General features: G+C 34.8%; 18 protein-coding genes. 8 read left to right on the forward strand and 10 right to left on the reverse strand.

The features are described from left to right. The first annotated feature begins 11 nt into the window (after nt 1-11). Genes BUE95_RS05005 through BUE95_RS05015 form a run of 3 tightly spaced genes read left to right on the forward strand, consistent with a single transcriptional unit; the run spans nt 12 to nt 9,029 of the window. Nucleotides 12-6,164: a fibronectin type III domain-containing protein gene (locus BUE95_RS05005; RefSeq protein WP_073582007.1), complete on the forward strand. Its 6,153-nt coding sequence runs from the start codon at nt 12-14 to the stop codon at nt 6,162-6,164. 54 nt (nt 6,165-6,218) lie between these two features. Continuing rightward, nucleotides 6,219-7,139, forward strand: coding sequence for a PorP/SprF family type IX secretion system membrane protein (locus BUE95_RS05010; protein WP_073582008.1), 921 nt, complete (start codon nt 6,219-6,221; stop codon nt 7,137-7,139). A gap of 18 nt (nt 7,140-7,157) precedes the next feature. Next, a complete protein-coding gene (locus tag BUE95_RS05015; RefSeq protein ID WP_073582009.1) occupies nt 7,158-9,029 on the forward strand; it encodes an OmpA family protein in 1,872 nt (623 codons plus the stop codon). Nucleotides 9,030-9,074: 45 nt separating this feature from the next. On the opposite strand, the gene BUE95_RS05020 is transcribed toward BUE95_RS05015, so the two are convergent. The 9 genes from BUE95_RS05020 to BUE95_RS05055 form a co-directional block, all read right to left on the reverse strand. Next, on the reverse strand, nt 9,075-9,524 hold the full coding sequence (locus BUE95_RS05020; RefSeq protein ID WP_073582464.1) for a 6-pyruvoyl trahydropterin synthase family protein: 450 nt from the start codon (nt 9,522-9,524) through the stop codon (nt 9,075-9,077). 16 nt (nt 9,525-9,540) lie between these two features. Next, nucleotides 9,541-9,708, reverse strand: coding sequence for a hypothetical protein (locus BUE95_RS13715; protein ID WP_200778597.1), 168 nt, complete (start codon nt 9,706-9,708; stop codon nt 9,541-9,543). Next, nucleotides 9,705-10,454, reverse strand: coding sequence for an enoyl-CoA hydratase/isomerase family protein (locus BUE95_RS05025; RefSeq protein WP_073582010.1), 750 nt, complete (start codon nt 10,452-10,454; stop codon nt 9,705-9,707). Before BUE95_RS05025 ends, BUE95_RS13715 begins: the two co-directional genes overlap by 4 nt. 2 nt (nt 10,455-10,456) lie before the next feature. After that, nucleotides 10,457-13,906, reverse strand: a complete 3,450-nt coding sequence (locus BUE95_RS05030; RefSeq protein WP_073582011.1) for a T9SS type B sorting domain-containing protein — start codon at nt 13,904-13,906, stop codon at nt 10,457-10,459. 62 nt (nt 13,907-13,968) lie between these two features. Further along, nucleotides 13,969-17,373 (reverse strand): hypothetical protein, encoded by a 3,405-nt coding sequence (locus BUE95_RS05035; protein ID WP_073582012.1) that lies wholly within the window; start codon nt 17,371-17,373, stop codon nt 13,969-13,971. Between the two features lie 214 nt (nt 17,374-17,587). Beyond that, nucleotides 17,588-17,722, reverse strand: coding sequence for a hypothetical protein (locus tag BUE95_RS13860; RefSeq protein WP_262494362.1), 135 nt, complete (start codon nt 17,720-17,722; stop codon nt 17,588-17,590). Continuing rightward, a complete protein-coding gene (locus tag BUE95_RS05045; RefSeq protein WP_073582013.1) occupies nt 17,715-17,927 on the reverse strand; it encodes an addiction module protein in 213 nt (70 codons plus the stop codon). Before BUE95_RS05045 ends, BUE95_RS13860 begins: the two co-directional genes overlap by 8 nt. A 79-nt stretch (nt 17,928-18,006) precedes the next feature. Beyond that, the gene (locus BUE95_RS05050) at nt 18,007-19,260 is read right to left on the reverse strand and encodes an aspartate kinase (protein WP_073582014.1); all 1,254 of its coding nucleotides are present in this window, start codon (nt 19,258-19,260) and stop codon (nt 18,007-18,009) included. Between the two features lie 69 nt (nt 19,261-19,329). After that, nucleotides 19,330-19,803, reverse strand: a complete 474-nt coding sequence (locus tag BUE95_RS05055; protein ID WP_073582015.1) for a GNAT family N-acetyltransferase — start codon at nt 19,801-19,803, stop codon at nt 19,330-19,332. 193 nt (nt 19,804-19,996) lie between these two features. Between BUE95_RS05055 and fbp the strand changes: the two genes are divergently transcribed. Then, on the forward strand, nt 19,997-21,004 hold the full coding sequence (gene fbp / locus BUE95_RS05060; RefSeq protein WP_073582016.1) for a class 1 fructose-bisphosphatase: 1,008 nt from the start codon (nt 19,997-19,999) through the stop codon (nt 21,002-21,004). 78 nt (nt 21,005-21,082) lie between these two features. Here fbp and BUE95_RS05065 read toward each other — a convergent pair whose 3' ends face one another. Next, complete coding sequence (locus tag BUE95_RS05065) at nt 21,083-21,514, reverse strand: tellurite resistance TerB family protein (protein WP_073582017.1); 432 nt, start codon at nt 21,512-21,514, stop codon at nt 21,083-21,085. Nucleotides 21,515-21,655: 141 nt separating this feature from the next. Here BUE95_RS05065 and BUE95_RS05070 point away from each other — a divergent pair, with 141 nt between their 5' ends. Genes BUE95_RS05070 through BUE95_RS05085 form a run of 4 tightly spaced genes read left to right on the forward strand, consistent with a single transcriptional unit; the run spans nt 21,656 to nt 24,775 of the window. Continuing rightward, on the forward strand, nt 21,656-22,246 hold the full coding sequence (locus BUE95_RS05070; RefSeq protein ID WP_073582018.1) for a HupE/UreJ family protein: 591 nt from the start codon (nt 21,656-21,658) through the stop codon (nt 22,244-22,246). Between the two features lie 2 nt (nt 22,247-22,248). Continuing rightward, entirely contained in the window at nt 22,249-22,677 is a 429-nt protein-coding gene (locus tag BUE95_RS05075) for a deoxycytidylate deaminase (protein ID WP_073582019.1), read from the forward strand. A 1-nt stretch (nt 22,678) separates the two neighbouring features. Continuing rightward, the gene (locus BUE95_RS05080) at nt 22,679-24,247 is read left to right on the forward strand and encodes a S41 family peptidase (RefSeq protein WP_073582020.1); all 1,569 of its coding nucleotides are present in this window, start codon (nt 22,679-22,681) and stop codon (nt 24,245-24,247) included. 12 nt (nt 24,248-24,259) lie between these two features. Next, nucleotides 24,260-24,775, forward strand: a complete 516-nt coding sequence (locus BUE95_RS05085; protein ID WP_073582021.1) for a hypothetical protein — start codon at nt 24,260-24,262, stop codon at nt 24,773-24,775. Nucleotides 24,776-24,778: the final 3 nt, after the last annotated feature.

Genomic DNA, 24,778 nt, shown 5'->3' on the forward strand with positions numbered 1-24,778 from the left:
AAATTAACATAATGAAAAAACTATTACTTTTTTTCATGTCGATCTTCTCGGTTTTGGGATTTGCTCAGATTCAAGAGGACTTTGAGACCGCTTTGTTTCCTCCTACAGGATGGGCTGTCTTCGATAATGGAATTGGAACTGCAGTGTCTTGGGGCAGAACTACGAATACCGGGTTGACTTACAATACTTCAACTGGTGCTGCTTTTCTAAACAGGGAAAATGTTACTGACGGAACAACAGCTTTAGATTGGTTAGTTACCCCTTCAGTTACAGTACCAGCCAACGGTCAATTGCGTTTTTTTACACGTAAAACGCAAGCAGGAAATTTTGGAAGTATTTATACCATTAGAGTTTCAACTACATCTCAAAATAACCCAGCTGAATTTACAACAATTCAAACTTGGACAGAGGCTGATTTAGTAACAACGTTTAATGTTCATGAGCAAAAAATACTACCATTAACTGCTTATGTGGGTCAGAATGTTTACATAGCTTTTGTAATGGAAAATGACAACGGAGATCGTTGGGTTGTAGATAATGTAAATGTGGATTCTAGGTGTTTGAACCCAACTATTCAAAATGTATCTAATGTATCGGATACCTCCGTAGATTTAACTTGGAATAATCCAAGTGGTGCTTCAGAGTGGGATATTGAATGGGGTCCTGCAGGATTTGTTCAAGGTACAGGAACTTTAATAACAGGAGTAAATACAAATGTTTACAATTTAACGGGTTTAACAGCTAATACTACTTATGATTTTTATGTTAGAGCAAATTGCGGTAACAATAACGTGAGTATTTGGACAGGTCCTTTTACTTTCACAACGGGTTTGTGTGCCGCTTCATCTCAATGTAACTTTATTTTTAGATTAACGGATAGTGGGAGTAATGGTTGGCAAGGAAATACTATGGCTGTAAGACAGTTTGGTGTTTTGGTTGCCACACTTGGTCCAACATTCACCACTGGAGGAGGTCCAGTTGATGTTACAGTTCCTTTGTGTAGTAGTCAACCTTTTGAGTTGTTTTGGAATTCAGGAGGGACGTCACCCACTCAAGTAGGAGTACAAATTATTGATCCTAATAATGTTACTGTTTTCACAAAAGCACCAGGGTCAGGGACTCAAAACAGTTTGCTATATTCTGGTGTAGCGGCTTGTGTGCCTCCAACGTGTCCACAGCCATCGAATATATTAGTAACGGGTGTTAATACGAATGCAGGAACTATAACTTGGTCTGATAATGCGGGAGCTTCAGAATGGCAAATTATAATACAACCTGCAGGAACGGGCTATCCACCAGTGGGTACGACACCGACTGCTACAACAACAACTACTAGTTATTCTTTTTCAGGTTTACCATCAGCTACATCTTATGAGGTTTATATTAGTGCAGTTTGTAGTCCAACAGACCAAAGTTTTTGGGCAGGCCCTGTAAATTTTGCAACAACTCCAGATTATTGTGGAGGAAATCATTTTTATGACCCAGGAGGACCAAGTGCTCCTTATGGAAATAGTCAAAATGTTACCACAACTATATGTCCAGAGAATCCTGGAGATGTAGTGATGGTAATTTTTAATTCATTTGCTTTAGAAAACAATTTTGATTTTTTAAGGATATATGATGGAAATAGTACATCTGCACCTCTTTTAGGAACTTTCACAGGGACTAATTTACCTCCACAATTTATAGCTTCATCTGCTAGTGGATGTTTGACTTTTAATTTCACATCAGATACAAGTGTTACGCCTGCAGGATGGGATGCAACTATAATTTGTAGCCCAGCTCCAACTTGTTTGCAACCAACAAACCTTTCGGTATCTAATAATACCTCTGAGGGCGCTACTTTATCATGGACCGATACCAATAGTCCAGCTGCTTCAAATTGGCAAATAGTAGTTCAACCAGTAGGTTCCGGTTATCCAACTGCGACTTCAACGACAATTCCGGTTACAACAAATTCTTATACGGTAACTGGGTTGAATCCTAATTCGTCATATGAATTTTATGTTTTAGCTGATTGTGGGGCTGCCGATGGAGTGAGTTTTTGGACTGGTCCGGTTAGTTTTAATACTTTATTTGCTGGATGTAATGGTTCTACTCCTGCTGGAAATGAGTGTGCTGTAGCACCTCCAGTGTGTAGTTTAGATGGTTACTGTGGAAATACATCTGGGACGTATACAGATAATTCATGGCCAGCTTTAGATGCTGCTTTTTGTGGTTCAATTGAGAATAATTCATTCCTATCATTTCAAGCCGCTTCGACTTCGATTTCATTAACTGTAAATGTTGGAAATTGTACAAATGGTAGCGGCATTCAGTTTATGGTATTTACAACGCCAACATGTGGTTCAGGGCCAGTAACCGATTTAGGATGTTATTTTGAAATGGATCCGGGAGTTAATAATTTAACATTTACTAATTTAGTTCCAGGACAGAATTACTTTTTAATGATTGATGGTTTTGCAGGGGCGATTTGTGATTACTCGGTAACAGTAACTTCTGGTGGTTCTACAACTACAGATGTTGTTTTAACTCCTGAAAACCCTACTATGTGTATGGGGGATTCTATGACTTTAAATGTAACAGGAGGAAACGGAATTTATAATTGGTCTCCAAATACAGGTTTAAGTGCTGTAACAGGTACTTCAGTTGTTTTCACGCCACCAGCACCAGGAACTTATACTGTTGTTGTTGAGTCTACAGACACGAATCCGATATGTTCCACTCAGAGTTCAACAGTTATAACAGTTGTTGATGTAGTTACGCCTACATTTGTGCAGCCAGCTCCAATTTGTAATGGAGATGTTGCTCCTGTTTTACCAACTACATCAACCAATGCTGTAGGAATAACAGGTACTTGGTCTCCTGCAGTTGTAAGTAATACGAACTCTGCAACTTATACTTTTACTCCTGACGCAGGACAATGTGCAGTTACGACTACTTTAGATATAGTAGTTCTTGATCAAGTTACTCCTTCATTTTTAGCTCCAGCTCCTTTTTGCTCTGGTGATACAGCTCCAGTACTTCCTACCACTTCAAATAATGGTATTACAGGTACTTGGTCTCCAGCAATTGTAGATAATTTAAATTCTGCAACTTATACATTTACACCAGATGCAGGTCAGTGCGCTGCTACAACTACTTTATTTGTTGAGGTATTAACAAACTGTACTTTTAATGCATTTGCTACAGCTGTTTGGGTTGAGAATTGTGAAAATTCGGCTACAGATGGAGATTTTTATAATATTACAGGTTCTGGTTCAACTTTAATTGGGCCTTCTACAAATATTTTCCCTAATAGTGACTTGGGGAACTATGTTCAAAATTCAGGAAATCTAATTTTTAGAGGGGCTGAACTGAAATCGTTTAAAACAGCTACATCAAATGTTTGTAGTGCTCGTTTGAACTACCGTGTATACGAAGTTTCAACAACACCTGGAGCATTTACAATTCTAAATCTTCCAAATTTAGAAGATTGTGTTGCCGGTAATTTCCCTACAGGAGGTAGTTGTAATGCTGGTGATCAAAGATGGCAAAGAGTCTTAAGTGACTTAGAAGCACCACTAGATCTTACAACATTAGCGCCTGGAAATTATATTATTGAAGTTTTCTTTGATCTAACTGGGGATAATGATAGTACTACAGGTTGTGATGATACCATCTTGGTTAATAACAATGGAGTTAACTATACAGCTTCGTTTTCAATACAATCTAGTCCAATTTTTGCATTTACAAATCCAACCAGTTGTAATGGTAATGAAGGAACAATCACAATAAGTGGTTTTACCCCTAATGTAACTTATAATGTAAGCTATTCTGTTGATGCTGTAAACGTTGGTCCTACATCATATATTGCAAATGCGACTGGAGAAATAAATATTGTTGGCTTAAATTCTGGAGTTTATAACAACTTTAGTTTCGCCGTTAACGGATGTACATTTACTGCTCCGGATACAATAACACTGGTTGATCCTGTTTATACTCCTACATTTGCTCCAATTGGGCCATTCTGTGTTGGTGATGTAATTACACTTCCAACAACATCCATTGAAGGTTTTACAGGAACTTGGGACATTCCAGTAGATAATACGCAAACATTATCTTATATTTTTATTCCTGCTGCGGGTCAGTGTGCGCAAAATTCAGCACCCTATACAGTGGTTGTTAATCCAGCACCTTCAGTAACTTCTTTAGTGTCAAATTCTCCAATTTGTTTTGGACAAGATGCGGTATTTACAATTACAGGAACCGCAAATGCACAAGTTACATTTAATATAAATGGTGGTGTAAATCAAACAGCTACTACAGATGCTTCTGGAGTGTATGTGCATACAGAGACTGCTCCATCAGCAAACGTTACCTTAAATTTAGTAGACATAGACAATGGAAATTGTAATACCAGTCAAAACTTGACCGAGTTAGTTACAGTGGAACCTTTGCCTAATATTACCTCTTTTGTTGCTGTAGATGAGGTTGTTTGTGTAGGAAGTAATGCTGAGTTCAATATCTCAGGTACTTCAAATGCCATTGTAACTTATACCGTAAATGGCGGTACAAATCAAGCATTAACGTTATCTTCTTCAGGAACGTATACGTTAGTCTTTACAACTCCATCTTCTGATGTTGTCTTAGACTTAATTAGTATTGAAAGTGCACTATGTAGTAGTAATTTGTCTTTGTCTGCAACTGTTGATGTTGTAACAATTGATGTACCTGCTATTAATATAACTTCTCAACCATCATGTTCGGTACCAACCGCTAGTTTCACAGTTGTATCACCTGTTAATTTACAACTTAATTTTCCAACAAATCTTATTATTTCTGAAGTGTTTGATGCGCAGGTTGGAGCATTGACTTATGTAGAAATATACAATGGAACGGGTGCTGCTGTAGATTTAAGTGGTTATAAATTAAAAACATATTTGAATGGTTCTACGACTCCAGGATGTTCATTAACATTATCTGGGATATTAGCAAATGATGATGTTTACTTAATTAAATTAGGTAATGCAGCTAATGCAGGAGGAATAGTTCCTGATATTTCTTTCCCAACTTCTTGTGGGGGAGTTAATAATAATGACAATATTAGGCTAACAACAAGTTTAGATGTTGAGGTTGATTCTTGGGGAACCACCAACGGAACTCCTTTTACGCCGCTCAATCAGACGGGTTATTCTTACAGAAGAAATATTTCTGCTCCTCTTCCTAGCTTGGTTTGGGATCCAGCGGATTGGACTGCTTTAGATCCAGAAGAATTTACAGATCTTGGTACTTATAGTTTATTTGTTTCAAATTATGAATATATTTTGGATGGAACAACAACTCAAACAAGTGTTGACTTTACTGGTGTTACACCAGGCTCACATACATTGGTAGCACATGACACAGTTTCAGGGTGTTATTCTTTACCTTTTACCTTTACAATTGATCCTATAGTTTTTTCAGATCCTGTATTGGTTTTCAGTTACGATACACCAATATGTAATGTTAGCTCGGCAAATGTTCTTCCAGTTCTGAGCCCATCGTTCACCTCAGGTGGAGAGTTCACATCAACAACGGGACTGTCAATTGATAGCGTTACTGGAGAAATTGATTTATCGGCAAGTACAGCAGGTACTTATGTAATTACATATAGCGTATTAGAGAATGTTGCAACGTGTACTAATGGAGGAACGTCTAATTTTACGATTGTAATCTCTCCGGCGAATACAACGACTTTTGACGCTATTGAAGATGTTTGTTTGAACTCTATTTTTGTACTTCCTACAACATCAACTGAAGGGTATACTGGTACATGGTCTCCAAATGTGGTAAATACTAATAATGTAGGGACTACTACGTATACTTTTACTCCTGATGAGTCATTCTGTGCTAATCAAGCTACATTAACAGTGAATGTTGTTAATTGTAAAATTCAAAAAGGTATTTCGCCAAATAACGATGGTAAAAACGATTACTTCGATTTAACTTCTTATAATGTAAGAAAGTTGGAAATTTTCAATAGATATGGAACGAAAGTATATAGTTTTTCTAATTATCAAAATGAATGGTATGGTCAATCGGATAACGGAAATGAGTTGCCAGATGGAACCTATTATTATGTGATTAGTCTTTCAGATTTGGAACCTAAAACAGGATGGATTTATATCAATAGAGAACAATAATAAAAGTTAGGCTACTGCTTCATAGTAGTAGCCAACTTTAAAAATAAAAACATAATGAAGAAACTATATTTAGTAGCTTTAGCTGTAATTGCCACTGCGATGGATTTACAAGCACAACAAGATCCGCATTATACACAATATATGTATAATATGAGCGTAATGAATCCTGCTTATGCAGGAAGTAAAGAAAGCCTGTCAATGGGGTTATTATACAGAAAGCAGTGGGTTGAAATCGAAGATGCACCTACAACTGCTTCGTTTTTCGGACATGCCCCTGTGGGTAGGAACGTTGGAATGGGTTTGTCTGTTATTTCAGATAAAATTGGTCCAGTTGAAGAGAATAATATTTATGCCGACTTTTCTTATACTTTGAATTTAGGTGGGGAACATAAATTAGCATTTGGATTGAAAACAGGAATAACAATCCATAATGTTGGCTTGTTTTCTGATATTTACAACACTTTGCCACAAGATGACGACCCTGCATTTAAGGCAGACACTAATAAGTCCTACCTAAATATAGGATCTGGATTTTTCTATTACACGGATAAATATTATTTAGGATTGTCAGTTCCTAATATGATTAAATCTAAGCATTTAGACTTTGATGGAAGAGAGTTTGGTTCAGAAGTTTCTCATTATTTTCTAACAGGAGGATATGTTTTTGATATTAATGAAAATGTTAAGTTTAAGCCCTTTTTTATGATGAAGTCTGCTTTTAGTGCTCCAACATCATTAGATCTATCAACAAATTTTATGTTTAACAATAAGTTTGAAGTGGGTGCAACATATCGCCTTGAGGATAGTTTTGGAGCCATGATAAATTATGCTATCAATCCGAGTTTAAGAGTTGGTTATGCTTATGATCATATCGTGTCAGATTTGAACGTAACAACTCCATCATCACATGAAATCATCTTGCTGTTTGATTTGAATTTCTCGAAAAAAGTATCAAGTTCACCAAGATTTTTCTAATCTAAAAGCGATAACGACATGAAAAAAATATATTTAACATTGAGTTTTGTAATCGCAAGTGGTTTACTTAGTGCACAAAACAAAGACACCAAAATAGCCGATAAATTGTATGACAGACACGAGTATGTGGATGCGGCTAAAGAATATTTAAAATTAACAGAAGCAAACAAAGCAGATAACTACGTTTATAAACAATTGGCGGATAGTTATTATAATGTTTTTAATACAAAAGAAGCTGTTAAATGGTATGCTAAAGCAGTTGAAAAAGAGCAAGATGCTGAAACTTATTTTAGATATGCTCAAATGTTAAAAGCAGAAGGAAAGAGTGAGGAAGCAAATAAGCAAATGAAGAAATTCGCAACGTTAGCTCCGAACGATCAAAGAGCAGAAGCGTTTGTTTCTAATCCTGATTATCTTACTCAACTAAAAGATAAAACCAAATTATTCAACATTACAAAGTCTGATATCAGTAGTGATAAATCGGATTTTGGAGCAATTTTAACGGATGATAATCATTTTTACTTTTCAAGTGGAAGAAATATTTCAAGGAAGAAAAGCGATTATGATGGAGAGCCTTATTTAGATATTTACAAAGCTACTTATAACCAAAATGGAACAATTAGCGAAGCTGTATCAGTTGATGAATTGAATACACAGTGGCATGATGGTCCCGTAGCGATTACAAAGGATGGTGCTACACTATATTACGGGAGTGAAAGTTTCAATGAGAAAGCGTTTGTTAAGGATAAAACAAAGAAAGCTAAGTTTGGTAAAATTTATTTATACAAAGCAACAAATGAAAATGGGACATGGTCAAATTCAAAGCCTTTGCCTTTTAACGACCCTAAGTTTGACATTAGAAATCCAAGTATAAGTAAAGATGGTACAACCTTATATTTTTCATCCAATATGCCTGGTGGATATGGAGGTGAAGATTTATGGAAAGTTGCTGTAAATGGTGACGAATATGGTGAACCAGAAAATCTAGGGGATAAGATTAATACGGAAGGAAACGAAAGTTTCCCCTTTATAACAGATGAAAACATTCTTTACTATGCCTCTAATGGAAAACAAGGTTTTGGAGGATTAGATGTTTTTAGAGTTGATTTAGAAAAGGGATCTGATGTTGAAAATATTGGTTTGCCAGTTAATTCAGAAAAAGATGATTTTGCATTCTCTTACAATTCTTCTAAAAAAATAGGTTTTTTTGCTAGTAACAGAGAGGGCAATGATGATATTTTTGTAGCCGATCCGATTTGTTATGTTAATGCAGTAACTCGAGTTAAAGATGCTAAAACAGGAAATTTATTGGAGTATGCCAAAGTTTCATTGATTGATGCAAAAGAACAAAACATCGGGTCATTGATTACAGAAAGTAATGGGGAAGTTAATTTCCCTATAAACTGTGATTTGGACTACGCTGTTTTGGTTTCAAAATCAGGTTACGAAGAGGGGATTTTTACTATTTCTAAAACATCAGAAAGCCAAATAGTTGTTGAGGCATTATTAAATCCTATTGTAATAATGCCAATTATTACAGAGAAGGAAGTTATTTTAGAGCCTATTTTCTTTGAGTATAATAAAAGCAATATTACAGCGCAAGGAGCAGCTGAGTTAGATAAGTTAGTACAAGTTATGAATGAATATCCTAACATGGTGATATTTGCAAAATCGCATACCGATAGCAGAGGAAAAGATAAATATAACTTAGATTTATCTGATCGACGTGCAAAGTCAACGGTTCAATATCTGATTTCAAAAGGAATTTCGAAAGATAGAATTTCTGGACAAGGATTTGGAGAAACAGAGCCTAAAGTGATTTGTGAGGAATGCACGGAAGAAGAACATGCTCAAAATCGAAGAAGTGAATTCTTAATTGTGAAGAAATAATCTTATAATAGATGCAAAAAAGGGAGCTATAGCTCCCTTTTTTATTTAGTTATCTGAAGCGTACCATTCCGCAAAAGATGTTTCTGTTTCTTGCAGTTTTAAAGAATGTAGTCGAATGTTTTCTGGAAGTAAATTTTTAATTTTATTTGAAAAATCAATAACCATGTTTTCACTCGTTGGTTGATAATCTACCAAGATTACATCATGTCCTCTAGATTTTAACTCATTCGCTAATTCAATATGCGGTGTGTTTTTATTAAAAACAGTGGCATGATCAAAAACATCAACAATTTGTTCTTTTACAATTTTTTTTAAATCACCAAAATCAATCACCATGCCGTATTTTACATTATTGGTGTCAGTGATTGGAGTTCCAATAACGGTAACAGAAAGTTTATAACTGTGCCCGTGAACGTTTTTGCATTTTCCATCATAACCATATAAGGCGTGACCTGTTTCAAAGCTGAATTGTTTGGTAATTCTTATTTTTGACATGTTTTTTATTTTAAATTTAGTCTCTTTTTTTTGCGCTATAATACAAAGCATATGCTATCGCAGCTAATACAATGAAGGGGATAAAAGAACCAATAAGTACACCAATCTGGTATTGACCATCGGGAGCTTCTTTTAATTTTTGTTCTACATTAACTTGTTGTAAAAAAAGGATCAAACTTCTCATTTTTTAAATTTTTCTAATGCGCTTTTTGTAAAATCTGATAAAACAAGTCTTCCTGATATTGCCGCTCTTTCGTAAAGCAAACTGTCCCAATTATCGGTTCCTTCCCAAAGTACTTTTTTTATTTCAAACAAAGCATCTGGATTATACGAGGAAAGTTCTTTGCTGTATTCTTGAAGTCTAAAATCTAATTCTTCAACGGTTTCAAATATTTCTGAAAAAAGACCTTTTTTAAGTCCCCATTTTGAAGTTTTCCAAATGGTTGGGTTTAAGGTCATTTCGGCCATTGCCATTTTTCCAATTTTTCTTGAAACTACAGGCTCTATCACAAAAGGACCAATACCGATAGCAATTTCTGAAAGTTTAATATCGCTTTTATTTGTGGCAAATGAATAATCACAAGCTGCAACTAATCCAACTCCACCACCAACGGCTTTGCCTTGAATTCTTCCGATAATTAGTTTTGGACATTTTCTCATCGCATTGATTACATTCGCAAACCCAGAAAAAAAGCGACTCCCTTCTTCATAATTACTCACAGAAAGTAGTTCTTCAAAAGAGGCTCCTGCACAAAAAGCACCTGTTCCAGTACTTTTTAAGATGATTATTGAAATCGTTTCATTTTTGCCTAAACGATTGATTTCATCTGTCAATTCTTGTAATAAAGAACTTGGAAATGAGTTGCTAGCGGGATGAAAAAACGCTAGGGTTGCAACATTATCATGAATTGTAACTTCAATAGTTCCCATTATTATCTTTTTAAGCTAAAGTGTGATTTGAATTCTTTTTTCTGATTATTTTCTATGTATGCGATTTTAAACCAATAATCAGTCGAAGGTAATAAATTTCCGTTAAATGTTCCGTCCCAACCTTCACCTTGCGTACTGATTTGTTTTAATAATTTTCCATATCTGTCGAAAATCGATATGATTCCTTCATATTCAATTGGTAAATCGATATTCCAAAAATCGTTATAACCATCAGAATTAGGGGTAAAGAAGCGAGGATAGCTAATTGTTTTAATTTCCTCTGAAATTAGCATCCCACAAGCGAGAACATCTCTTGCATAGATTGTATAAGTGCCATTTTCTAAATTTGTGAATATAGGACTAGATTGCCAGTCAGTAGCATTTAGACTATACTCATAAGTACCAAATCCCCCTGTAGCTATCGCTTCAATTGTAGCAAGTTCCGTAGCAAATGCAGGAGTCACTAAATTAACGGTCAAAGACTCAGGACCTGAGGATATGACTGTTGTTACGGTATCCGTAAAGCTGCATGAGGTGTCTAAATTGGTTACCGTTACACTATAAGTGCCTGGAATGGTAACATTATAGGTGGCTATGTTTCCCTCTGGATTGATAGGTGTCCACAAATAAGAATAATTACCTGCTGTGGCTGGTGTGGCGTCAATTGTCTGTGAACCTATCCCTGTGGAAGGATCGACACAAATTACTGTTGGACTATCTCCTAAATCAGTATCAGGTAACGGGTCAACAATAAGTTCTAAATAAGGGCCAAGACCGGCACAGTCAAATAAATTGCTTTCAATTCTTACCCAAATGTTTTGATAGTCAGATGTTGAATTTCTAAAGTTAGTAACGTCTGTTATTGCATTTTGTTCTGTTTCAGCATCTGTTTGATTGAGGTAATAGGTGTAAGTATAGGATTGACCTATTGGGAACTGATTTGTTAAAAAAGGTTCTATTGCTGTAAGATTAAAATAATCTACTCCGTCAGAATCAGTATCGGTAGCATTAATATAATCATCACATTCTCTTAATGTATATCTGTAATTTTGATCAATTGTTGTTGCTGAAACTAATAAATTTACATTGCTAATTCTAAAACAGCCAGATGAATTAGTAACTCTAGCCCAAACAGTACTTCCGTTCGCTGCAATGTATGAAATGTCATTTGTAACAAAATCATTGTTGTTTTCTGCTCCTGAAAGGGTATTGTGATATGTAAAGATTATATTGGTATCCGTTGTTATTAATCCATTAGCCTGCGTAAGGTTAAAATTGGTGATGGCGTCTGTATCGGTATCACATTGTCTTAAATTGACCACAGCATTCACAATAGGTTTTGCATTGACCACTAAATTGAAAGAGCTGGTGTTGTAACAGCCTGTAGTTGAATTCGTAATTCTTGTATATATGATTCTATTGTCAGAATTTATCGAACTAATGGCATTACTATTATTAATGGCATCAATTGGAGTCATATGGTAGGTTACTAACACTCCTGATTGGGAATTTGAAATTTCATCATCCTTAACAGTTAAGTCAAAAAATGAAAATCCATCTGTATCTGTTCCAATTACATCGTCATCGCAAAGTTCAAAATCGCTTATTGGAGTTATTGTTGGAATAGTGTTATTCGTAACTGTTATGTTTGCAGATACGCTTAAACAAGCGCCATTGGCAGGAATGGTATATGTATATACGCCACTCATGTCTACAGCAGGATTAAAAATACTGGTCCCAGAAGCTAGAATTGGTGACCAAACACCTCCAACTTCAGCTCCAGGCCCTAAAAGAGGGAATAAATCAAAAGGAGCTTGATTCGTACATGTAGAAACAGCATTATTAGTTCCAGGATTACCAATTTGTTGAATAGAAACGGTAACTGTTACCGGGATGGTAGATAATGATGAATTACAATCTTTAGTAAAAGTATATACATATTCTCCAGCAATATTGACAGAAGGATCAAATATGTTGCCATTCAATGGGGCTCCTCCTGATGGAACTGTCCACGTTCCGTTAGTTCCTGGATTCCCTATAATAGCCTCAAAAAGGTTAACAGTTGTATTAGAACACACCGCTAAATCTGTTGGTTGTGGATTACTACCAAATCCAGAATAATACCCAGCGTATCCAGAAATATTACCTTGAAATCCAAATACACCTACAGCTAGTGGACCTGTAGATTCAACATTTACATTTCCATTTACACCTGAAATTCTATAGGTAACCCAATCAGTGTTTCCTTGAACCGTTTGGGCTTGAGAGGCAGGGATAATTACCCCATTTAAGGTTAAGTTCGAAGTAGCATAAGTAAGAACCATCAAATCAGCTGTATAAAAACTACCTCCGATTCTATTAACATCAGGAATACTCACCGAGTTTTGAAAGAAACAACTTAATGGTGGAATAAAATTAAGACCAGCTGTAGCTGTATCACTTCCGCCGCCTAATAATTGGTAGGCATAAACATTCTTTGAAGTTCTAACGTAGATATTTCGGTTTATGGTTCCCTGATAATTAAAGTTACTTACTAAATAATATTCACCAGCATTAATGATAGCCTGAGGTGTTGCAGAACCGTTGATATAAATCTCGGTGTTGTCTTCATTAGCAACAATCAACGGTAATTCCATAGAAGAAAGTCCATTACCTTCGATAAAAATGTACTCGGTACCTATTTGTGAAGCCGATACAATTTGATCTAAAGTAAAATCACCTCTACCGTTTTCAATTCCACCAAGGGCATTTCCAGTGTTTACAGCTACAGGTTTGTCAGAAGTGATTAGTGCTCCAATGATTCCGTCTAAATTAGCTCCTAAATCACTATAGCCACTATAGATAATGCTTTCTCCACTATTTAGTGTATAAGTTTGTGAGGGTACTGAAAGAATACCACTTCCTGAAACAAATACCACACCTGTATCATAATCTGATAGGGTAATTGTTGTATTGTCCTCAGTTGCCATGACACTCGATACAAAAGATTTTCGAGAATCATTAGGCTCGTTAATCATACACCCAAGTCTAAAGCTTGTTCCAATTCCAGGTCTTCCTTTCGAAATTAAAGTTTCGGAGTGACTTCCAGAGCGCATTCTGAAACTAACATAAAAATCTTCACTTCCTTCTAAAATAATACCTTTGTCACTAAGTACCGTATTTACATCCATAATGTCTAAAAACATCTTTGTGTTTTGTCCAAATCCGATGTCTATAATTACAGGAGTGGCAGCTGATAGTGAAAAGGGAGAACCTGCGATAGGTATTCCGCTCCCATCGGTTACGGTAACCAAAAATGGAGTGATTTCAGCAGTTGAGAGATAAAGGTATTGGTCTTCAATTTGGGAAGCATCTCTAGAGTGCAAAGGGGGTAACCAATGTTTGTTACTTAACTGACTAAAGGAAGCGTTAAAAGCTAAAATTAAAAAAACTTTTATTAATAGATTTTTCATGGTGAATGCGGGTGTATAAGCTTGTAAAAATAAATAGAATAGTAGAATTAATCTAAATATTATCAAAAAAAAGCTCTTAATTGCACGTTCCCAGTATGTATGGTTTTACTGGTTTCACTATTTCTGCCTTGATAATTGATGTTCAGGTCTAAATATTGTGTCAAATTTTTTTGTAAAAGTATGCGCCATGTTTGATTTTTACCGGGTTGTAAACCTGCTAACATTTGAAAGCCAACTGCTGATAAGGCATTTCCATCATACAAGTTATTATACATCGAAAATTCACCGTTCATGCTAAATCCTTTTTCGCTGTTGAAGGTAAATGATGTTCCAAAACGGGTTTGTTTTAACGTTTCGAAGACGCCAATTTGATTTTCTTTCTGTTGGTATTCGTAAAAAATATCCCAACTCGCATTTTTGGAAAACAAATAACCAATTTTTGGTTCAATTTGATAACTTCTAATGGCAAAATTTCTATTCGAAAAACTATCGGAGTAAGAGGCTGTTTTTGTGCTGCTAGAGGATAAATTGAACAACCAAATTTTCTTAGCCAAATGTTGGTATTGCAACTGATGTGACTGATTTATTGCGATAACATTTCCAACAGAAAGTAAATTCTGACTTTCGTTTAGTAAGAATGAATAAGTCGTTGAGTGATGTTGTTTTCCGCGATTAAAAAACAAACTATTTCTGAAATTTGTATTCAAACCTATTAATTCATCATCGTTTTTTGAAAATGGATTCCAATCAAAATTAGCACCATTTCGAAAGTTCTTTTTATCAATTAAAAAAGAAGTTTGATTGTGAAAATGAGATACAAATTTCTTGAACCCTTTTTCATTTTGCCATTGGTTAAAGTTGAAATTTAAGGCTTGTGAAAACTTATTTTGATGCGTGCGTATAAAAACTTGATTCGGTAAAAACACGCGAACGTAAATAGCTAAATCAGAATATGGAGCAATTTCGAACTCTTGCAATTCCTGAATACCATTGCCATTGTAATCGTTCCACATGTAAACCCCTTGTCCAGGGTCTACTTCTAAATAGGTAAATTCTTGTTGGGCAATCGTACCCGAACTGGTTTCATAAGCTGTCGTAGTCTGAATTAATTGTTCGAAAAAGCTGTCGGAATACAAAATTCGGGAATTCAACGATGGTTCGTCTTTTAAGTTTGCGTCTTCATATTTCAAGGTACGATAATTCAAAAACACACTCAAATTCCTTTTCTCAGTTTTGATCAATTGTGATTTCAAATAATATGAATTGGAATGGTTTACTCGTTCAATGTTGTTGTTTTGTAGACTATCATTTTGACGTTGTAAAAAGCCTAATTCCACAAAGACTTTTGTAGAATCGCCTCTTCCCACAAAAGCACCATATTCTAAAAAGCGTTGGCTCAAGTCTGAAAATGTATTAGTTGCTTTTAGATTCTCTAAATTTTCTTCTAAATTCACAGTAGCACCCACCCAATTTTTACCCAATTTGTATGACGAACGATTTTCACTTCTAGAAAAGGAAGAATTAGAAAGTTTGGAATCACTTTTCATTATGCTCGAATTACTCCAAATCATCCAGTTTTTCTTGGTATATCTTCCTGAAAAAGTATGTTTGTTTCCCGAAAAAGAATTGCCAAAAGTTAAGTTTTCAAACTGATAAATTGCTTTCCCTTTGTTGTTAAAATTAAAATCCAGCCCCGAAGTTAAAAAACTTTGGTTTCCAATTAAAGGAGCGGTAATGTTCCAATCGCGATTAAATTCAATGGTATACAAACGTTCAATTGGTTTGAAATTTTCTTGTACAAATTGATAGTTCGAGAAAGCTTCAATTTTAGTTTTCTTATCAAAAATTCGTTGTCTTCCGCTAAATTTACCCCCGAATCCTCTGTTATTATCGTCATTTAGCGATGAGTATAAGTTTTGATCGCTGCTACTTAAAGCCAATTCAAAATCTAAAAATGTTTTTTCACTCGGATTGTATTTCCCTAAAACCGTTGCCATTTGAATTTTTGTTGGCGCAATCAAACGAACAATCGGTTCGTAATTTCCTTGTGGAACACCACCAATTGGTGCTATGTATTCATAGATTTTTCCTACGGCTTGATTGTTTGCTAAAATGTAATTTCCTTGAAGATTCCCCACCAAGGAGAAACGTACATTATACAATTCGTCACTTGGATTATTCGAATATTCAAATGCTTCAACCCCGCCAATTACTACTTTTCGATACAAAATTTTATTTTCTGAGTAGGTGTCCAAATAAGCCGATGGTCCGTTCATTTGTGATACATCATCGCCGGCGTTTTGTAAAATTGCTATTTGTTCAGAAGATAAATTTTGTTGTAAAGGTTGGTTTTTTACATCACTTTCCGAATATAAATAACCGCCAATTTGCCAATTTTCTCGTTCGTGCGAGATACCGCCATACGTAATAAATCGGGTGAAATTTCTATCCGTATATTGATATTCTACGTTGATTCGCATCTCAGAAGTAATTGGAAATAAAGAAGTGAAAATGATTTCCCCTGCGTTGTAATCGATGATGTAATCGTTGTTTTCTCCACGGGTTTTCAAAATTCCGTTCACATAAACCCGTTCAGAACCTGAAATTACTAAAACGTACAATTCGTTATTATTTCCTCGTAATTTATACGGACCTTGATTGCCTTCTTGTCCAACGAACGAACTTCGGGCATATTGTCCTCGAACCAAAGCGCCAGAAGCAATGACTTCCGTTTTTTTATCAGCCGTTCCAAAGGTGAATTGAGAGGCTAAACCTTGTACTTTTTTGTTGAAATTTAAGAAAGCAGATTTTCGATTTTCCAGAAATAAATCACCAGCGCGAATGTTCCATTTGTCCGAAAATAATTCGATGAAAATTTGGTCAAATTCATCTAATTTTTGCGAATAACCGCCTTCTTGCAAAGGGATATTACTATCCTGAATGGAAGCGCGTAAACTTACTTTTTCGGAAATTTTTCCTGTGATTTGTAAATCTAAATTGGAATTCACCACCGTATTTTGATTGTTTCCAACCGTAACACCACGCGTAATACTTCCCGAGGTATTTAATCCGTCAAATGGTTTGTATTGGGTGTTTTTGTCTTTTTTGAAAACGACTAATTTTCCTGCGTCGTTCGAAACCACTTTATCGTCATCGTAAATGGAATAGGTTTTGGTTAAAAAATCAGGAAATTTTGCATAGCGCACAATTAGGGAATCAGAAGTGTTGATTTCTTTGGTGAAAATTACCGTTCCTTTTTGGAAATTTACTTTGTAAAAGCTGGTGTCAATGACTTTTCCATTTTTGTCTTTAATTTCAAAAAAGGAATTGTTCAAACTGAATTTTTCTATTGAAATCGTGTCTTTTGAAAACGCAATTTTTTTAGTTGGGTAGGATTGCAAGGTCTCTTGAGTAAAACTACTCAAAAAGCACAACAAAAATCCCGCTAAAAAAACAATTTTTTGCATAAATACTATAACTCCGAATCTTCAAAAGTAGTATTTATTGTTGGAAAATTATTATTTCAACCTTTTTGACCAATCAATTGGGGAGCGAGAAGTGTGAAAAACTCCAATTACAATTATTTTATCAAGATTAATTAGATAATGAACTCCATAAGGAAATCGTTTAATAAATCTAACTTTTACATTTTTATATCTAACTTGAAAAAGTTCAGGATTTCTAAAAAATTTGACTAATACTTTGTTCTAAGCAAAGTTCAAAATCATAAGATAAACCGTCTCTTTGTTCTTCATACCAAATGGCAATCTGTTCAATATCGAGAAGCGCTTCTTTTGAAAATATAAGTTTATGCATTTCTACTTTTTTTCAACGTATTTTTAACGTCTTCCCAAGTATAAAACTCGGTTTTGTCTTCTTCTACCAATGAAATTCTTCGGTCTAATTCTTGTTTCATTGCATCAGACAATTCTAATTTTTCTTTCGAAACACTTTCCCAAAGTTCTTCTGCTAAAAGAATTTTTTCGGCATTGGTATATTTATCTAAATCTTTGATTTTCATGGCTAAACTTTTTTATAAAGTTAGGAAAAATATTTTTATTAATTGGCACATCGACTAATAGTCTAATTTCCAAATTAAACTACTCCTTCGTAATCACCTGCATCGTTTCTCTCGAAATTTGACGTAGTAATATCGTTTTATTCGTTTCTACCACTTTTGCTGCATTCTCATCAAAATGTCTGATGGTGTAAAGCGATACATTTTCGTTATAGGAAACTTTGAATTTTTTTGCCAATACTTTTCGCAACTCTTCAAAGTTGTTGTATTTGTCTTCGATACAAACAGAGAAACTAATTGCTGTATTTTGAATTAAATTCACTTTGATTTTGTATTTCGAAAACAAAGCAAATATCTCACTAATATGATTCTCCATAATAAAATCGAAATCAATAGACGATAACGATAATAACAATTGGTTTTTCTTTAAAATGAAACAAGAAGTTTGCGGCTCTAAATCAGCTCCTCTAGAAACGCTTGTTCCTGGTAATGTTGGGTTAATAAACGATTTTACGTATAATGGAATTTCTTTTTTCTGTAAAGGTTGTAAGGTTTTTGGGTGAATAACCGAAGCTCCGTAAAACGCTAACTCAATTGCTTCTCTGTATGAAATTTGGTTCAACAAAACTGCGTTTTCAAAATATCTTGGATCGGCATTTAGAACTCCGGGAACGTCTTTCCAAATGGTGACACTTTCCGCACCCAAACAATAGGCAAAAATTGCAGCCGTATAATCTGAACCTTCACGGCCTAGAGTTGTCGTAAAATTGTTTTCATCCGAGCCCAAGAACCCCTGTGTGATGTTCAATACTTTTCTTTTAACTCCTTTTGAAATTAATTTTTGAGTGGTTTCCCAATCTACTTGCGCGTCACGGTAATTGTTATCGGTTTTAATTAGTGGTCGCACATCAATCCAGTGGTTAAATAAACCTTGTGAATTGAAATAATGACTCACGATTGTTGTAGATACAATCTCTCCAATACTCACTACTTGATCGTATACAAAACTATAATTAGGAGATTTATTACTGCGAATGAAATATTCTAAATCGTCGAAATGCGCATTCACATCAAAAAACACGTCGTGCTCTTCATCTTCAAATAAATCTAATAAAATTTGGTTGTGGTATTTACGAACTTCTTGAAGCGAGGCATGCAATTCCTTCGATTTATCAAAGTAGTTTTTGATGACTACTTCTAAAGCGTTTGTGGTTTTTCCCATAGCAGAAATTACCAACAAAACATCCTCGTGTCCTACTGTGTTTAAAACATGTAATACGTTTTTTACGCCTGCAGCATCTTTAACCGATGCACCTCCAAATTTGAATATTTTCATGAGTTCAATTAGTCAATATGGCAATTAGCCAATGTGTCAATTAGTATTTACTTCAAAAATCTTAAATGGTTATTCTTCAATCAAAAACTGTTTTATTCCTTCCTCATCCATATGCACCACACGCCAATCGTCTAAAACTTTTGCCCCCGATTTTTCATAAAATTGAATTGCTGGTGTATTCCAGTCTAAAACGTTCCATTCGATTCTGCGAACATTTTCAGCTTTTCCTTGTTTAATGATTTCTTTGTAAAGAGCAAATCCAGCACCAGTTCCGCGTTTGTTTTCTTTTACTACTAAATCTTCTAAATGGATGGTTTTACCTTTCCAAGTCGAATAACGATAATAGAACAAAGCCATTCCGATAATCTCTTCATCAACTTCGGCAACAAAACATTGAAAAAGTGGATTTTCTGAAAAACCATCACGAACCAAATCATCAACGGTAACTACAACAGCATCAGGTTCTTTTTCAAAAGTGGCCAATTCCTGAATCAATTCTAAAACGGATGTCATGTCGTTTTTCGTTGCTTTTCTAATAATCATTTTTTCTAATTTTATACAAAAGTAAAATTAACTTAAACATCTTTTCAAATATTTTGTATCATTTTTATGACGCTAATATTTTTCGCAAAGGTCATAAATAATAGCCATTTTTTTAAAAGGATTTTGTTTTTTTGTGGCTATTTCACAAAAAACACGATATTTGTGCCTTAAACACAACTACAACGTTTTCGAAATGGAAGAAAGAAACAGAACCTTAGGCGAATTTATCATTGAACATCAAAATTCGTTTCAATATTCAACAGGAGAATTATCACGAATTATCAATTCTATTCGATTGGCTGCAAAAGTGGTTAATTACAAAGTAAACAAAGCGGGATTGGTAGATATTGTGGGTGCTGCGGGAGAACAAAATGTACAAGGTGAGGACCAACAAAAATTAGACGTTTATGCGAATGAAGTTTTTATTCAAACGTTGATTAATCGCGAAATCGTATGTGGAATCGCCTCAGAAGAGAATGATGACTTTATTACCGTTGCAGGTTCAGATAATTCACACAACAACAAATATGTGGTTTTGATGGATCCATTAGATGGTTCTTCCAATATTGATGTAAATGTTTCTGTAGGAACAATTTTTTCGGTTTTTAGAAGAATTACTCCAGTAGGAACTCCTGTTACCTTAGAAGACTTCTTACAACCAGGTATAAATCAAGTTGCAGCAGGGTATGTGATTTATGGAACTTCAACAATGTTGGTATATACAACAGGTGATGGAGTGAACGGGTTTACTTTAAACCCTGCCATCGGGACTTTTTATTTATCGCACCCTAATATGAAATATTCGGAAGACGGAAAAATTTACTCGATTAATGAAGGTAATTATGTCCACTTTCCACAAGGGGTAAAAGATTACATTAAATATTGCCAATTAGAAGAAGGAGATAGGCCTTATACTTCTCGTTATATTGGAAGTTTGGTTTCTGATTTTCATAGAAACATGATTAAAGGAGGAATTTACCTGTACCCAACAAGCTCAAAGGCACCTAATGGTAAATTACGTTTGTTATATGAATGCAATCCAATGGCATTTATTGCCGAACAAGCGGGCGGTAAAGCTTCAGACGGTTTCAAAAGGATCATGGAAATTGAACCCACAGAATTACACCAACGTGTTCCGTTTTTCTGTGGAAGTAAAAATATGGTAGAAAAGGCAGAAGAGTTTATGGCAAATGCAAAGTAGATTTTTCTAAAACCTGCAAAAATAAAAAAAGCACAATTTCGGTAGAAATTGTGCTTTTGTATTTTAAAACAGTTTTAATTACCTGTTCATGTGTTGCATTTCGTAAGTAAATGTTTCTAAATCTACATTCATATCTACTAACCTTAAGGCTTTGTCAACGATATATCCCACATTGGCAGCTGTAAAGCCTAGCGCTAACGCAAAACGTGTTAGTAAATCTTGTTGTTTTTCGCCTAAAACATCATCCGCATATACCATTCTTGCTAAATCATACAAACGCTCTAAGCGGTGGGTATGCATTAAGGGTGGATTAACGGGATACTTTAATGGATTTTCTAAAATTTCATCATATTCTGCTTGAGAAATTTCTAATTTGATAGCCAGTTTGTCTAAGAAGTGTTTTTCTTCAGGAGTGATAGTTCCATCGGATAAAGCTACTCTTACAATAGCCGAAAAATGACCTTTGTTTCTATTTCTAAAACCGCTATCGAATAAATCTGAAATTGACATGTTGTTTGTTTTTATATGGTAGCAAAATTACACAAAAAATCTATTTTTTTACAACAATTTTATTTGCTTTTGTGATGTAGAATTTGGATACATAAAAAAATAAATTGTAAGTTTGGATTTCCCTAATAAAACTTAATTATTATGTCAGAATTTTGGATGTATTTTAATATTGGTCTCAAACATGTGTTAGATATTAACGCTTATGATCACGTATTGTTTTTGATGGCTTTGGTTGTTCCTTATGCCTTTAAGGATTGGAAAAATGTTTTTGTTCTGGTATCACTTTTCACCATCGGACACACCTTGGCGTTGTTGTTGTCGGTTTACGGAATTGTACAAATTCAAGCAAGTTTGGTTGAGTTTTTAATTCCCGTTACCATCTTGATTACCGCCATTTTTCATTTATTCACTGCTGGAAAATCATCTAAAAACGAAAGTATCACCTTTGTTGCGATTGTTACTTTGTTTTTTGGAATTATTCACGGATTAGGTTTTTCAAATTACTTCAAAACAATCTTACCAGGTGCTGCTTCCGATAAATTATTACCCCTACTAGAATTTGCATTAGGGATTGAAGCAGCCCAAATTATTGTAGTTGTGGTTTTTTTAATTATATCCTATATCGTACAAACTTTTTTCCGTTTTTCTAAAAGAGATTGGGCTTTAGTTATGTCAGCATTTATAATTGGCGTAGTTTTGCCTATGCTAATAGAGAGCGAAATTTGGAATTGATAATGAAGAAAGAAAAAAGAGCGAAATACGACAAAGCTTATCTGAGAATTGCCAAAGAATGGGGCAATTTATCATATTGCCAACGAAAAAAAGTAGGTGCGATTATCGTTAAAGATAAAATGATTATTTCAGATGGTTACAACGGAACACCATCAGGATTTGAAAATTGTTGTGAAGACGAAGATAACGTGACCAAATGGTATGTACTGCACGCAGAGGCAAATGCAATTTTAAAAGTGGCACGTTCAACGCAATCTTGTGAAGATGCTACGTTATATATAACACTTTCACCTTGTAAAGATTGCAGTAAATTAATTCATCAATCGGGTATTAGGCGAGTGGTGTATCATCAAGAATATAAAGATACTTCGGGGGTTGATTTTTTAAGAAAGGCAGGAGTTGAGGTTGAACTAATTGAAGATTTGAGTTAAAATGAAAATAAATAAAGTATATTTTCCAATAGTAATCGCAGTAGCTGTTGCGGTCGGTTTGTTGTTGGGAAGTAAACTCAACCCTTCCACTGAAAACGCTTTTTTGAGTCGGAATAATAACAAAAACAAACTCAACAAACTCATCGATTTCATCGAAAAAGAATATGTGGATAGCCTAAATACCGATTCTATTGTGGATTTAACGGTTAACGGGATTTTAGAAAAACTTGATCCGCATTCGGTTTATATCCCTAAAAGTCAACTAGAGGCAGTCGAACAAGAAATGCGTGGGGACTTTGTTGGAATTGGTATCAATTTTTACATGTACAATGATTCTTTAGCAGTTATAAAAACCATTGCAAATGGACCTTCGGAAAAAGCGGGTTTAAAATCTGGAGACCGAATCCTTTTTGCCGATAAGTTGCAATTGTACAATAAAAAATTAGAAACTGATACGTTGTTTTCCATCTTAAAAGGCGAACAAGGTTCTAATGTAAAACTAACTGTTTATCGAAAATCCGAAAAGAAGAAATTTGCTGTAAACATTACTCGTGATGTCATTCCAATTAAAAGTGTTGATGTATGGCAAATGATGAACAAAACTACGGGTTATATTAAAATCAATCGCTTTGCAGAAAAAACCTATGATGAGTTTTTGTCGGGTTTAACCCAATTGAAAAAAGAAGGTGCTAATCATATTATTATCGATTTAAGAGATAATGGTGGTGGTTATCTAGATTCGGCTGTAAAAATCGCAGATGAGTTCTTGAAAAACAAAGAATTAATAGTTAAAACGAAAAACAAAAAGGATAAAATTGAAACTACCTTAGCCACTGAAAAAGGAATTTTTGAAACGGGTAAAGTCAGTGTTTTAATTAATGAAAATAGTGCTTCAGCAAGTGAAATTTTAGCAGGAGCTATTCAAGATAACGACAGAGGTTTGGTGTACGGAAGACGTTCTTTTGGTAAAGGATTAGTACAACGCGAAATGCCATTAGGGGACGGTTCGGCAGTACGATTAACCATTGCCAGATATTATACACCATCAGGACGCTCCATTCAAAAGCCTTATGAAGACAAAGGTGAAAATTATTTCAATGAATTTGACAAGCGTTTTGAAAGCGGCGAATTGTACGAAAAAGATAAGGTAAAAATTGCGGATAGCTTAAAATTCAAAACGAAGAGAGGGCGCATCGTATATGGCGGTGGCGGAATTATGCCTGATATTTTTGTTCCACTAGAAGATTCGCACGGAGCAGAAGGGTTAACGATGTTGATGCAATCGGGATTGGTGAATTATTTTGTGTTTGAACAATTAGATCAAAACCGCAAAAAGTTTGAAAAAATTTCGATGGAAGCTTTAGAAAAAGAATTACGTTCTGGAAATTATTTTAATAATTTTAAAGAATATATGGCAAAAGGCGGTTTACTTTTCAATTTAGATACTCAGAAAGATAAAGTATTATTCTATCTTCAAGCAGAATTTGTTCGCCAATTATTTAACGAAAATGCTTATTACCAATTGATTTTAAAGAAAGACAATATGGTAAATAAGGTGTTGAGTAAGTAAAAATGTTATAAAATGAGTAGAAGAGATAAATTATTCGATTTGCCAATTTATAAAAAAGCCGAATTAATTTTAGATTTGGTAAACAGTCTTTTAAACACCATTAGTGAAGAAGATGAGTATTTGAATGCCACAAAATATATGATGCGAGATGATGCTGCGATAATTTGTGCTAAAATTGCGGGTGCTGAAGGCGGAGATATGTATAGCATCCGAATGCAAAATGCGGCAATCATCAGAGATCATGCAATGCATTTATATGTTCAAGTAGGAAGTTTACGATTTCACGATTCTTTTAAAGATACCGATTATGTTACGTTGATTAGAAAAGAAATCGACGAATTCAGAGAATTGTTTATCAATTGGGTAGCTAGTTTTGACAAGAGTAATTATTATTGGGACGAATGGGAATTGTTTAATCCGCCGGGAGCTATTCCGCCAGACCCTAATGAATATCAAGATCCAATCAATTGGGATGATTTTTTAGAAGGAATGAATTTCGATGATGAAGAATATGATTCAGAAGAATAAAAA

Source organism: Flavobacterium cucumis, from assembly GCF_900148835.1.
Lineage (GTDB): Bacteria > Bacteroidota > Bacteroidia > Flavobacteriales > Flavobacteriaceae > Flavobacterium > Flavobacterium cucumis.